We start from the raw sequence: 12,474 nt of genomic DNA, 5'->3' as shown, positions 1-12,474 counted from the left end.
CGATATGAAATTTCTAAAAAACGACCAAGTTGCTGTATTTGCTCTCGGTGGGCTTGGTGAAATCGGTAAAAATACATACGCTGTTCAATTTCAAGATGAAATTATTATAATTGATGCTGGAATTAAGTTTCCAGAGGACGAACTTCTCGGAATCGATTATGTAATACCAGACTACACTTATTTTGTGCGAAACGAAGATAAAATTAAAGGGTTATTCATTACACATGGTCACGAAGATCATATCGGCGGAATCCCTTACCTATTACGTCAAGTGAACATTCCGATTTACGGCGGAAAATTAGCAATTGCACTCATCAAAAACAAATTAGAAGAACACGGCTTACTTCGTAAAGCAAAACTTTACGAGATTCAAGAAGATGACGTTATTAAATTCAAAAAAACGTCTGTATCCTTCTTCCGTACAACTCACAGTATTCCAGATTCGTACGGCGTTGTTGTGAAAACACCTCAAGGTCAAGTTGTTCATACAGGTGACTTCAAATTTGACTTCACACCAGTTGGTGAACCAGCTGATTTAACAAAAATGGCTGAAATCGGTAAAGATGGCGTACTATGTCTATTATCTGATAGTACGAACAGTGAAGTTCCAAACTTTACTATGTCTGAGCGTCGCGTTGGTGATAGCATTCAAGACATTTTCCGTAAAGTAGAAGGACGGATTATATTCGCAACCTTTGCATCAAATATCCACCGCTTACAACAAGTTGTTGAAGCTGCTGTTGAAAACAACCGTAAAGTAGCTGTGTTTGGTCGAAGTATGGAAGCAGCGATTGAAATCGGACAAAACCTTGGTTATATTCGTTGCCCGAAAGATACATTCATAGATGCATCTCAACTAAACCGATTACCAGCTAATAAAGTTGTTATTTTATGTACAGGTAGTCAAGGTGAACCGATGGCAGCACTTTCACGTATTGCAAACGGTACACACCGCCAAATTCAAATTATTCCTGGAGATACAGTTGTTTTCTCTTCTTCACCAATTCCAGGAAATACAATTAGCGTAAGTCGTACAATTAACATGTTGTACCGCGCTGGCGCTGATGTAATTCACGGGAAACTTTCAAATATCCATACAAGTGGACACGGTGGACAAGAAGAACAAAAGTTAATGTTACGTCTAATTAAACCGAAGTACTTCATGCCAATTCATGGTGAATATCGTATGCAGCGTATGCACATGAACATAGCAAATGATTGTGGCATCCCTGAAGAAAATTGCTTCATTATGGATAATGGCGATGTTCTTGCTTTACGTTCGGATGAAGCTAGCGTAGCTGGAAAAATCCCATCTGGTTCGGTCTACATTGATGGAAACGGTATTGGAGATATTGGCAATATCGTATTACGCGATCGTCGTATCCTTTCTGAAGAAGGACTTGTAATTGTAGTTGTAAGCATTGATATGAAAGAATTTAAAGTTGCAGCAGGACCTGATATCATCTCACGCGGTTTCGTTTACATGCGTGAAAGCAGCGATTTAATCAATGATGCACAAACATTAATTACAACTCATTTAGAAAAAGTAATGGAGCGTAAAACAACACAATGGTCTGAAATTAAAAATGAAATTACAGACACATTAGCCCCATTCCTATATGAAAAAACGAAACGTCGTCCAATGATTTTACCAATCATTATGGAAATATAAGAAAAAGGACAATGCCATGAAGGCATTGTCCTTTTCTCTTATCTTAAAAAGTGTTTAAATCGATCCACTTCATCGTCATGACCAATGACAATTAATATATCTCCTGCTTGAATATTCTCCGTAGCTCGAGGGGATACGATAACTTCTTTGCCTCGTTTAATTGCTACAATATTCAATCCAAACTTCGCACGAATATCTAATTCAATTAAAGAGTGCCCATCAATTTTTTTATTCGCAATAATCTCTACAATACTATGCTCATCTGAAAGCTCAAGGTAGTCTAGCACATTGCTTGATGCAATATTATTAGCAATCCTTTTTCCCATATCACGTTCTGGATGCACAATATGATCTGCACCTATTTTACTTAACACTTTTTCATGATAATCATTTTGAGCTTTTACAGTAATATTTTTTACACCCAACTCTTTCAAAATCAAAGTCGTTAAAATACTTGAATTTAAATTATCTCCAATAGCAACGACTACGTGATCAAAATTTCGAATACCAAGGCTTTTTAATACCATCTCATCTGTTGAATCTGCAATTACAGCATGCGAAGCTATATTTGCAAATTCATTAATTTTATCCTCATCTGAATCGATTGCCATTACTTCCATACCTAATTGAGCTAGTTCTCGGCAAATACTTCCACCAAAGCGACCAAGTCCAATGACAGCAAATTCTTTTTCTTTCTCACCCACAAGAATTCCTCCAATAACTTCAAGTACTATTTATTTTCAGTGTAACACACTTTATATGCGTCACAAAAACTGTAATTAGCTCTTATTTTTGTTTTTGTATATAAAAATATTGTTGCAAGTAAAAAGCGATACCAACAAGTAGCATAGCAAATACAAATATATTTCCAAAAGAACTAAATGTTTCAAAAACGAATAATAATGTTTCTTGACCAAAAAAGGCAAATAGAAGCTGTGTGAATGCAAATAACAACGCCCATATGTAATGATGTTGATGGAATAAATAATGCGTTGCACCTAAAAAAGCAATAAACGAAAAGATAAAGATCCACCAATTTTCTAAAAATAGTTGCCAATTAGAAAATTGATATCCATTTACTAATATCGCAATAAGCGCGATAACTGCCATCGTCGGCACACTCCAAAATAATGCCCGTCCTCTAAAGAAACGAGTACCTTTAACATCTCCTTTTTCATGTGCAATATATGTTAGTACTACTGTGCTTATATACAAAACAGAAAGAATTGTTAAAACGATAATAAGCCAAAAATGTAATTGATAATATTCATGCTCTATATTTGTCACGATTGCAGCTAACATGCACGGAATTAACATTCCCGTCCAACCATCTACTTTTCTTTCATTCCAAAAGACCGTATTACCAATCCTTATTCCTAACAACATAAAAATAATGATACCCAATACAAATAACGTAGTTTTATTCCCTACTAAACTCGTTGAGAAAGCAATTAATCCAATAAATAAAAAGAGCACAAACCCATTCATAATTTCTAGTACAGGTGATAAATATCTCTTCACCCATTTGTATGTTTCGTCATATTCATTATTATCTACTAGACGATAGGCATAAAAACTTATCCCAAAATAAACCGCCGCAATAATAACATACGCATATAAGACGAAACATAAAATCGCACTGCTAATTTGCACGTAATTCCCCACCCTTTTTTCTATGTTTCACATTGATTTTACACACTTTTCATACTAAAAGTAAATATATATAAGTTAGTCAAATAATTAATAATGAGCAGTGGCTAAACCCCCTGCTCATTATTAAAACAGTACAATTAACTTTAATTCTTCCATTTGTATGTAAATGTCTAAAATCAATCTATACGAGCGTTACTTACACCTCAGAACAAAAAGTTTTTTGGAACCTTCAAGAAAGCGGAAGTTTTATTTTCTATTCCCTTTCCACTTTACATATTGGCTTAAAAATGTAATTGCCTTTTCAATCACTTCTTCGTCTGGTTTTAATTTTGCATGATGTAAACCATATTCTGAATTTACTCCAAGCCAAAACATAAATCCAGGGATTTCTCGAAGCATATAACCAAAATCTTCACCTGTCATTGCCTCAGTACATGTAATAACATTCATATCAGTTTGTTTATGTACAAATTGCATAAACTCTCTCGTTAACTCTTCATGGTTATATACTTGATGATACATTGCTCCGTAATCTATAATCGACTCACACTGGAAAGAAGCTTCGATACCTGCAACAATTGCCTCAATTCTGCTTTTCACACGCTTCATTGATTCCACTGATAATGTTCGAATCGTTCCTTCTAAACGAGATTTTTCTGCAATAATATTTTGGACCGTACCACCTGTAATTTTCCCGATTGTAATTACTGCACTATCAAGAGGATTTACATTGCGACTAATAACGGATTGAAGCTGTGTAACAAGGTGACTCGCTGCAACAATCATGTCATTTGCAGTATGCGGATAGGCAGCATGGCCACCTTTCCCTTTTAAATCAATATATAATTCTGAAGTATTGGCAAATAACAGTCCTTCTTTCGTTGCAATTGTACCTACAGCGTATTCTGGTGCAATATGAAGACCAAGAATTATATTTGGTTTCCATTCTTTTAACTCTTCACTTTCTAACATAGGAAGAGCACCGCCTGGTCCTTCTTCTGCTGGCTGGAATAGAAATACAAGGTCATCATCTATTCTTTCGCTCACAACTTTCGTTAGAAGGCCTAAACCGATTGTTGTATGTACATCATGGCCACATGCATGCATCATCCCCTCATGAATAGAAGCAAACTCGTATCCAGTTTCCTCTGTAATTGGTAAACCGTCTATATCTGCACGATAACCTATTATTTTTTCGGGATTTTTTCCATTTACTTTAACGATTACACCCGTTTTCCATGTCTTCACTTCCACAAATTCATGAGAAAGTGTTCCTATATAATCTAAAATATACTGTTGTGTTTTCCATTCCTTAAATCCGATTTCTGGAATTCTATGTAGATCTCTACGAATTTGGACAAATTTGCTTACTGTCATTTTTGCACCTCTATCTATAAAAAGCGTAAGAGCCCTTTTACGCTCTTACGCTTTTTTTACTTTTTATTTCTCTGGGTTTAATTGACGAAGCTCTTGTTTAATTTCTGTTTTTGCTTTTGTCTTCTCATCAATTTCTTTAATTACACGTGCTGGAGTACCTGCAACAACTGTGTATGGAGGCACATCTTCTGTTACAACAGCTCCCGCTGCTACAACTGCACCTTTACCTACTGTAACACCCTCTAAAACAACTACGTTTGCACCGATTACTACATCATCTTCAACGATAACTGGTTTTGCAGAAGGTGGCTCAATAACACCTGCAAGTACAGCACCTGCACCTACGTGACAGTTTTTACCGACTGTTGCACGTCCACCAAGTACTGCATTCATGTCGATCATAGAACCTTCACCAATTACAGCACCAATGTTAATTGTTGCATTCATCATAATTACAGCGTTGTCACCAATTTCAACATGGTCACGAATAATAGCACCTGGCTCGATGCGAGCTTTAATACCTTTTAAATCAAGCATTGGGATTGCAGAATTACGACGATCGTTTTCTACAACGTAGTCAACGATGTGCTTATTATTCTCATCAAGAATTGTCTTAATTTCAGACCATTCTCCGAATAATACACCTGATTTTTTATTCACAAATGCTTGTACTGTTTCAGGGAATGTTACTTCTTTTAAATCCCCTTTTATGTATACCTTTACAGGAGTTTTCTTTTCACTTTTTTGAATAAACGAAATAATTTCGTTAGCATCCATCATTTTCATTCTTGTTGCCTCCTAAATCCATTTATAATGTTACTCTACCAAACGAAAGAGCGAGTAGCAAGATAATAATCTTATTTTTCCCTTTGAATTTCTTCTATAATTTCTAAAAATGCTTGCACTTGCTTCAACTGCCTTGCCGAGTCACTTGTTAACAACCATGTTTCTCTCGTCAGTTGAACAGGTGTTTTATACATATTTTCCTGTACTTCCTTTAAAACAGTAGAAGGTAAAAGGGCATAACCTATACCATTTAAAACAAGTTGTTTACATGTTTCAATTTGGTCAACTACAATTGTTCGCTTAGGCGGATTAGAAAATAAACCATACCACCAATTTTGTATTTGTCCATAATAAGTAGAGTCACTTTTAAATTGAATGAACGGCCTATTTGTTTCTTTTAACATCGAAATATCTTTTATTTCTTTATCAACTAAATACAGTTCATCTTCAAATAATTGTTGTTTCTGACCTTTATATTCTTGTGTGCCCCTCAGTATAGCAACATGAACGTCTCCTTCATAAAACTGCTTTTGCACTTCACTACTCCATCCAGTAAACAGCGATATCTTTACAGAAGGATATTTATGCACAAACTTTTTCAAAACAGGAGGGAGCCAATATTGACCAATAACTGACGCAACAGCTATTTTTAACGTTCCATGAGTTTCCGTTCTAAAAACAGCTAGCTCACTTTTTATATCTTCTTCCCTTTGCAACATTTCTTTAGCATAATTTGCTACTTTTTCCCCTTCAGGTGTAATTGTCAATCCTTTTTGTGAGCGAATAAAAAACTTCATTCCCCATTGTTTCTCCATAGATTGTAATCGTTGACTCAGCGCAGGTTGGGAAACAAATAAACGTTCCGCCGCTTTTCTCATATTTGATTCCTGAGCTAACACAACCATCATTTGAAAATCATCAATTTGCAACTTTCTCCCTCTTTCCTTAGCTTCCATACACCTTATTTTAATAAGCTTTTCATCCTTAATTTAGCCGAATGCTTTCATTCAGAAAATACAATTGTCCAGCGCAAACTTTCCTTATGTTTTATGTCTTTTTAAATATAATACATACACAAGTGATATGCACGAAAAAAAGTGACTTCTTCGTTTCTATGAAGTCACTTTTCTCACGTTATCGATTATATTGCCTTACTTTCTTATTCAACAATTTTAAAATAGCCCGACGTGTTAAAATCCCCTCAAAATAGCCTTCTTCATTAACAGCGCAAATAAAAGGATGATCAATTGTCATTTCTAAAGCTTTTGCAAATGAATCGTCTAATTTAAGAACAGGTATATCTTCCTTCATCACCTGCTCTACTTTCATATCATCGAGTCTTTCAAACTCAATACGCTCTAATCCTAACATACCATCTAATATCATGGCAGTACTAATCAAACCATGTAGTTTATACATTGGATCTAAGACAGGTATCGCCGAATATCCAGATTTCACAAGAACGAGTAAAGCATGTTCTAAACTATTTCCAATTTGGACATGAGCTACTTTTTCCGATGAAATCATTAAATCCTTCACAAGAATTTGTTGAAATTCGTCTTTCGGAATACTAATCATATTACATCCCCCATTTTCCTTTTTTCCTGCTTATGTTCACAACTCTATTCACATTTTATGACAGCGTTTTCATATTATTATTTTGTCCTAAATTTATTTCAATAAAAATACAATCACACAGCTATTTTAGCATACAGCACAAAAAAAAGACTACCATTCCGGTAGCGCTTAATACCCTTTATTTTTTAATCTGTAAAATAACCTTGTGATTTTTTTATATTGCATCACATCTGTCTGTTTCAAACCATTCTCAATATCTGTAAGTTCCACAGCTAAAATTTCACTTGCATAATTTTGCTGAAATAAAATATCTAGTAATAAACTTTCTTCTTCCTTTGTTAAAACAACTTCCCTTTGCATATACCCCTCTCCTTACACTCGCATCGTTACTCTTATTATATAAAAAATTCAACCTATTTAATAGATGTAATATTCAGTTTTTATTAAAAGATATGTAGCAATCGTACACATACAAAAAAATCATTTCGTATATCGATTTGCATAGCTAAACGCCGCATAAGCATCCGGCTTAATTTTTGCAGTTAATCCCATTGCTCGAATTTTTTCTGTCATATCTAAAATAAATTCTTTTGTTAAACCATCATTCCCAATGTCTAAATGAATTTCCATTATGAATCCAGCCCCATCTTGAGCATAAGGATGCAATAACTCCCATATTGTTTGTATATGAGTAGGCGTAAATAGACATGCGATTTCTTGACTAAACTGCGTTTCTAAATATATTTTCTCACGTAAGGTTGCCAGCTTATCTTTTACTGATCTGTGGTGTAAACAGCCCCAGGCACCTTTTCCAACACGATGAATATGGATTGCTGTAATAAACCTCGTATCCTTTTGATGCGCTTGCGAGTCTGTCCCAATGGATAATCGATATAAATTTCGCGGATCCTTTTCAATGAAACTACAAATACGGTTAAAGACCGTATCAAAATTTAAATGTCTCTCTGAAACATTGTAAAATTTATGTGCACCGTCCACAGAGTCACGTCCTTTCAATTAGACAGACTTTTCGTATTCTCATTGTATGGGACAAAAATTAAAATTATAACTTCCTATCCTTTATTCGTTTCAATATTTCGAATTACAAAGTGACAAACTTGGCACGTATAAATTACATTTTGATTAGATTGAGCCGTTAATACATGAATAATCTCAGCAGAACTTTGACAATTAGGACAAATCACAACTGGTAAACGTTCCATACGATAACCTCCTAGTTATATTTCTCCCGGCTATTTGCAGAACCCAGCGATTGTGAGAAGTTTAGCTTCACATATTCACCCAGTTGACGGGACTAATTTTCCACATGGATAAGCAAACTTGCACGGATTAAAATTTCATTTTAATACCATTGTAGGAAAAATAAAAAACTTCTATACATTCCGCTAGAAAGTAATAGAACTAAAAAAGGTACTGCCACATGGCAGTACCTTTTTTATATGTATCAAGAAATGATATCGTAAATCTCAATTGCAACCATGTCGATATTATCGAATTGATACACTTGAGGTTTTTCACCTTGTTGATACACTTCTAACTCATACATTTCACTTTTATCGAAAAATTTCACGCTACATTTGCGCTCACCGTTCACTTCAAAATAGCGTTGTGCTACTTCACCGCTTTCAGCTTGTTCTTGTAGACTAACAAGTCGAGTTAAAATTCCTTGGAGTAGAGACATGAAATCTCTCCTTTCTCTAATCTTCCTACCAATAGGTTTTACAGCTATACTCATTCTATCCGTCATAACAGAAAAAATGTTCCACACTCTAGGATAAAGGTTATTGGCCAGAAACTCAACTAAAAATTTGTCGAAATGCGAAGGAAAAAACAGAAAGAACATATTTCCCCTTCTTTATTGCGGTTTTTATACTGGAAGAATATAATAAAAAACAGAAAAAAGGAGGAATAACAATGAAAAAAATTGAGGTTTATACACAACCCGATTGTCCGCCATGTGTTATTGTGAAAGAATTTTTGAAGCATAATAACGTTGCATATGAAGAATTTGACGTAAAAAAAGACGCTGCTGCTCGCAATCGTCTTTTATACGACTATGATTCTTATTCAACTCCAACAGTCGTAATTGATGGCGAAGTAGTTGCAGGGTTTCAAATTGAAAAGTTACAACAACTACTCAATATAGAATAGGAATAGGTAAATACCTATTCCTATTCTTATCCCGCTATTTGTAGGTAGTAAAACTCCCACCCCAAATTTAGCTACAGCAAAGAAGTTAGATGGAAGAGTAATCCCTCTCACTGATTAAAAATTTCACTTTATAATTGTTGCAACCTTTTTATTTCAGTTAAAAGTTCCTGACTTTCATGATATCCTGCTAATTTCCATTTATCTTGATCCCTTTTCAATGTTACAATTTGATACTGTCCACTTTTTGTCCGCTCATATACATATAAATTTTTATGTTCTTCATCATACGACATTTTCGTTTCTGAATTAAAAGAAAACGGTGCTTCTTTTGCCGGAAGTAAATATTCACCACTTTGTTTATCACTTCTGCTATTTTCATCTGTAAATACTTGAAGGAAATTATCTGTAAAATACGGTGATAACGTCTCTATCATCTTATTCATAGGCAAATGCTTCCCACGAATTGAAAACTGTGTTTCATAGCCTTTTTGTATCGTTGTAAATACTTCTTTCCGATCGACTTCCACTTCCTCTTTTCCTAAAACAGTCGTAACACTATAACCAACTAGAAAGGCAACACATACAAATAGAACAAGCCATATTCCATATTTCCTCATTTTTTCACCTTCCTTTTAAAAGAACTTGTCTTTGTAGTATTCATTGTAACAATGATTATGCAAAGAAAGGACAGATTTCGTTCGTAAAATCTTTACAACGATAGACAGCATTTTCATCACCATTTTCACTATTACCAATTTATGATAAAAACAAACAAAAAATGCACGAATTCCTTCGTGCATTAAAATAAAACATCTTCTTCATATAAATATTCATAAGATAAATCTATAAATAAAAAGTTGTCATCATCAATCGGGAAAGAAAATGTTCGTACCATTTCTCCCGTTTCAATATCTGCATATAAATCTGAAAGCCTCGCCTTATTCTCAAAACGCATTTTCATGATATTCTCGAGAAAATACGGGCGCCAACTCCAGTTCTTCATATAATAATCCGGCATCACAATCCATTCTCCATCTTTTTTCATAACATTTCCTGATTGTTGGAAACCATCTTCATTACAAATAAATATACGAAAACTACACTGTGATACACTTTGACTAAATTGTAATAACCAATCATTTATATCTTCATTCTTTTTTTGTTTTGATAAAACATCGCCAATGCGATCGCGTAACATCTCTGTTAAATTATAAATTTTTTGTAACTTCTTCTTTTCATGCTGAATAAACTGATGACATTCATTACCCAGTCGCTCTTTCAAAACATTCGTTTCAATAAAATCAGGTAAACATTCTTTCAAATAATTACCTTGATAATATCTTCCACCGTTCTTCCAAGCATATTGCAGTTGATAAAAAGCATCTATTTCTTCATATAACAAAGTTGCACCAATTCTTCTAGCAAGTAATGATAAAGAATATAAAATATCTTGATAAGATTGTAAAAGTGCTGTTTGCCTTAAGTTCGTTAAATCTACTTTTAAAATATCAGGTGCTAACACGCTAATACGCTCTAAATTACTTGTGCCCGTTCCGACTTTATTAATCGAAATTTGAATACCATATGTACGATAATACATAAGCAAATGATTAAATTGCTCTATATCTTCTTTACATTCATGCTCTGTAATCTCTAAAACAATTTGTTTTAAATTTAAACCTTGTTCTTCATACCTCAATAAAAGTTGAAGCAAGCTTTCATCATTATCATTCATTAATACATTAGCATTCCGATGTATAAATAATAATAATTTTTGATCGCTTTCTAAATAACGATTTAAAGCTTTTTCTACTATAATATTATCCGCTTCCAGTTGAAATTCACTTGGAATCGAATCATCGTGAAAGAAAGAAGCTAAACTTTGTATGCCCTCTTCTGTTTGAATACGTCCTACTACTTCGTATCCAATTACAGTATGCTCATCAGCACTAAAAATAGCTTGATAATAAGGAAGGACTTTATCCAAGTTACTCATTACATCTAATGCATCTATCAACGTGCTTCCCTCCCTTTACTTTTCAAAAATTATAACATGATATTTACGGAAAAATAATAAAAAATCCCTTCAGTTTTCCTGAAGGGATTAGAGGGGTAAAATGCTAAGGGGAATTAGCAATTCTACTATGAAGAAAAAAGAGGTCTTAAATATAACGTATATATGACCTCTTGTAAACACTTTTCTTTCATATGTCACAATTCCGTCACATTTAACCGTAGAAAAATGAATCAAACATTCATTTTTTTATCCCTTTTAAAATGGATATTGATGTAAATGTTGTCCTCCATCCATTGTCATGCAAGTTCCATTTATGTACGCAGCTTCATCTGAACATAAATAATAAGCTAGGCCAGCGATTTCTTCTGGCGTACCCAACCTTCCAAGCGGAACACTTTGTATCGTACGTTTAGCCATTTCTTCTGAAATCCATAATTTATCAGCACCGCCCGTACGTTCAATTGGTCCTGGCGCGATAGCGTTAACTCGTATTCCATATTTACGTCCCCACTCAACAGCGAGCGTCTTCGTCATTGCTAATACTCCTGCCTTCGCTGCAGCCGAATGAATCACTCCTGGACCTGCATCCCATGCATATGTTGCTACCATGTTAATGATATTCCCTTTTATACCTTTTTCAATCCAATATTTTCCGACAGCATGACTACAGTAAAACGTACCGTTTAATACAATATTAATGACTGAATTCCAGCCATTCACAGATAAATCTTCTGCTGGACAAATAAAGTTTCCAGCTGCATTATTTATTAAAACATCAATTCTACCAAACTTCTCATCAATCTGTTCAATCATTTTCTGAATGTCATCCGTATTTCTTACATCCATTTGTACAGGTAATACTTGCCCTGGAAATTGTTCAATTTCCAACTTTGTTTCCTCTAGTTTTTCCTTTGTACGTCCTGTAATAACAACTCGTGCCCCTTCTTTTGCAAAACGAGTCGCCATTCCTTTTCCCATTCCACTCGATCCACCTGTTATAATAACTACCTTTTCTTTCACATACATCCCCTCCAAAAAATGAATACACATTCATTTTATCACTTTATTTAATAGAAATCTTTATATTTTTAAACTTTTCTGATATTTTAGCGTAAAGAACTTTCTTTTTATTCATTTTTTTTCGTAATCTATACTACTTTTTATTATGTAAAGTATATTTTAAATAAACTGAAAGGAGATTTGAGTAGCCTATAAATGG

The 12,474-nt window shown here is 34.3% G+C and carries 15 protein-coding genes; 2 read left to right on the top strand and 13 right to left on the bottom strand.

The features are described 5' to 3' along the window. Positions 1-4: 4 nt before the first annotated feature. Complete coding sequence (gene rnjA / locus ACTFRY_RS04590; RefSeq protein WP_000670377.1) at positions 5-1,672, top strand: ribonuclease J1; 1,668 nt, start codon at positions 5-7, stop codon at positions 1,670-1,672. A 38-nt stretch (positions 1,673-1,710) separates the two neighbouring features. Here the strand turns inward: rnjA and ACTFRY_RS04585 are convergent, their stop codons facing one another. The 10 genes from ACTFRY_RS04585 to ACTFRY_RS04540 form a co-directional block, all read right to left on the bottom strand. After that, positions 1,711-2,376, bottom strand: a complete 666-nt coding sequence (locus ACTFRY_RS04585) for a potassium channel family protein (RefSeq protein ID WP_000504032.1) — start codon at positions 2,374-2,376, stop codon at positions 1,711-1,713. A gap of 82 nt (positions 2,377-2,458) precedes the next feature. Then, positions 2,459-3,325, bottom strand: coding sequence for a cytochrome c oxidase assembly protein (locus ACTFRY_RS04580; protein WP_001167321.1), 867 nt, complete (start codon positions 3,323-3,325; stop codon positions 2,459-2,461). Positions 3,326-3,571: 246 nt separating this feature from the next. Then, complete coding sequence (locus ACTFRY_RS04575) at positions 3,572-4,702, bottom strand: N-acetyldiaminopimelate deacetylase (protein ID WP_000218675.1); 1,131 nt, start codon at positions 4,700-4,702, stop codon at positions 3,572-3,574. A gap of 63 nt (positions 4,703-4,765) precedes the next feature. Beyond that, positions 4,766-5,488: a 2,3,4,5-tetrahydropyridine-2,6-dicarboxylate N-acetyltransferase gene (gene dapD, locus ACTFRY_RS04570; RefSeq protein WP_000783241.1), complete on the bottom strand. Its 723-nt coding sequence runs from the start codon at positions 5,486-5,488 to the stop codon at positions 4,766-4,768. A 71-nt stretch (positions 5,489-5,559) separates the two neighbouring features. Next, complete coding sequence (locus ACTFRY_RS04565; protein ID WP_001987174.1) at positions 5,560-6,444, bottom strand: LysR family transcriptional regulator; 885 nt, start codon at positions 6,442-6,444, stop codon at positions 5,560-5,562. A 178-nt stretch (positions 6,445-6,622) separates the two neighbouring features. Then, complete coding sequence (gene cbpB / locus ACTFRY_RS04560; protein ID WP_000623580.1) at positions 6,623-7,066, bottom strand: cyclic-di-AMP-binding protein CbpB; 444 nt, start codon at positions 7,064-7,066, stop codon at positions 6,623-6,625. Positions 7,067-7,234: 168 nt separating this feature from the next. Beyond that, positions 7,235-7,426, bottom strand: a complete 192-nt coding sequence (gene abbA / locus ACTFRY_RS04555; RefSeq protein ID WP_001188692.1) for an antirepressor AbbA — start codon at positions 7,424-7,426, stop codon at positions 7,235-7,237. 120 nt (positions 7,427-7,546) lie between these two features. Next, entirely contained in the window at positions 7,547-8,065 is a 519-nt protein-coding gene (locus ACTFRY_RS04550; RefSeq protein ID WP_044795977.1) for a ribonuclease H-like YkuK family protein, read from the bottom strand. A 74-nt stretch (positions 8,066-8,139) separates the two neighbouring features. Further along, positions 8,140-8,289 (bottom strand): hypothetical protein, encoded by a 150-nt coding sequence (locus ACTFRY_RS04545; RefSeq protein ID WP_000440540.1) that lies wholly within the window; start codon positions 8,287-8,289, stop codon positions 8,140-8,142. 242 nt (positions 8,290-8,531) lie between these two features. Further along, entirely contained in the window at positions 8,532-8,768 is a 237-nt protein-coding gene (locus ACTFRY_RS04540; RefSeq protein ID WP_000055151.1) for a YkuJ family protein, read from the bottom strand. Positions 8,769-9,001: 233 nt separating this feature from the next. Between ACTFRY_RS04540 and ACTFRY_RS04535 the strand changes: the two genes are divergently transcribed. Continuing rightward, on the top strand, positions 9,002-9,238 hold the full coding sequence (locus ACTFRY_RS04535) for a glutaredoxin family protein (protein ID WP_000717875.1): 237 nt from the start codon (positions 9,002-9,004) through the stop codon (positions 9,236-9,238). 128 nt (positions 9,239-9,366) lie between these two features. Here ACTFRY_RS04535 and ACTFRY_RS04530 read toward each other — a convergent pair whose 3' ends face one another. The 3 genes from ACTFRY_RS04530 to fadH form a co-directional block, all read right to left on the bottom strand. Continuing rightward, complete coding sequence (locus ACTFRY_RS04530; protein WP_001233804.1) at positions 9,367-9,855, bottom strand: DUF3993 domain-containing protein; 489 nt, start codon at positions 9,853-9,855, stop codon at positions 9,367-9,369. A 182-nt stretch (positions 9,856-10,037) separates the two neighbouring features. Beyond that, positions 10,038-11,255: an EAL domain-containing protein gene (locus tag ACTFRY_RS04525; RefSeq protein ID WP_000564310.1), complete on the bottom strand. Its 1,218-nt coding sequence runs from the start codon at positions 11,253-11,255 to the stop codon at positions 10,038-10,040. 255 nt (positions 11,256-11,510) lie between these two features. Next, positions 11,511-12,275 (bottom strand): 2,4-dienoyl-CoA reductase, encoded by a 765-nt coding sequence (gene fadH, locus ACTFRY_RS04520; RefSeq protein ID WP_000660913.1) that lies wholly within the window; start codon positions 12,273-12,275, stop codon positions 11,511-11,513. Positions 12,276-12,474 lie beyond the last annotated feature (199 nt).

It is taken from the genome of Bacillus cereus group sp. MYBK195-1 (assembly GCF_051916605.1).
In the GTDB taxonomy this organism is placed as follows: Bacteria; Bacillota; Bacilli; order Bacillales; family Bacillaceae_G; genus Bacillus_A; species Bacillus_A cereus.
This window is presented reverse-complemented; position numbering and strand designations above follow the sequence as displayed.

What these genes read in the sequence shown, in the direction of transcription:
- ACTFRY_RS04545 (WP_000440540.1), bottom strand. Translation starts at nt 8,289, where the DNA reads ATGGAACGTTTACCAGTTGTGATTTGTCCTAATTGTCAAAGTTCTGCT.
- dapD (WP_000783241.1), bottom strand. Translation starts at nt 5,488, where the DNA reads ATGAAAATGATGGATGCTAACGAAATTATTTCGTTTATTCAAAAAAGT.
- ACTFRY_RS04565 (WP_001987174.1), bottom strand. Translation starts at nt 6,444, where the DNA reads ATGGAAGCTAAGGAAAGAGGGAGAAAGTTGCAAATTGATGATTTTCAA.
- ACTFRY_RS04575 (WP_000218675.1), bottom strand. Translation starts at nt 4,702, where the DNA reads ATGACAGTAAGCAAATTTGTCCAAATTCGTAGAGATCTACATAGAATT.
- rnjA (WP_000670377.1), top strand. Translation starts at nt 5, where the DNA reads ATGAAATTTCTAAAAAACGACCAAGTTGCTGTATTTGCTCTCGGTGGG.
- ACTFRY_RS04540 (WP_000055151.1), bottom strand. Translation starts at nt 8,768, where the DNA reads ATGTCTCTACTCCAAGGAATTTTAACTCGACTTGTTAGTCTACAAGAA.
- cbpB (WP_000623580.1), bottom strand. Translation starts at nt 7,066, where the DNA reads ATGATTAGTATTCCGAAAGACGAATTTCAACAAATTCTTGTGAAGGAT.
- abbA (WP_001188692.1), bottom strand. Translation starts at nt 7,426, where the DNA reads ATGCAAAGGGAAGTTGTTTTAACAAAGGAAGAAGAAAGTTTATTACTA.
- ACTFRY_RS04530 (WP_001233804.1), bottom strand. Translation starts at nt 9,855, where the DNA reads ATGAGGAAATATGGAATATGGCTTGTTCTATTTGTATGTGTTGCCTTT.
- ACTFRY_RS04535 (WP_000717875.1), top strand. Translation starts at nt 9,002, where the DNA reads ATGAAAAAAATTGAGGTTTATACACAACCCGATTGTCCGCCATGTGTT.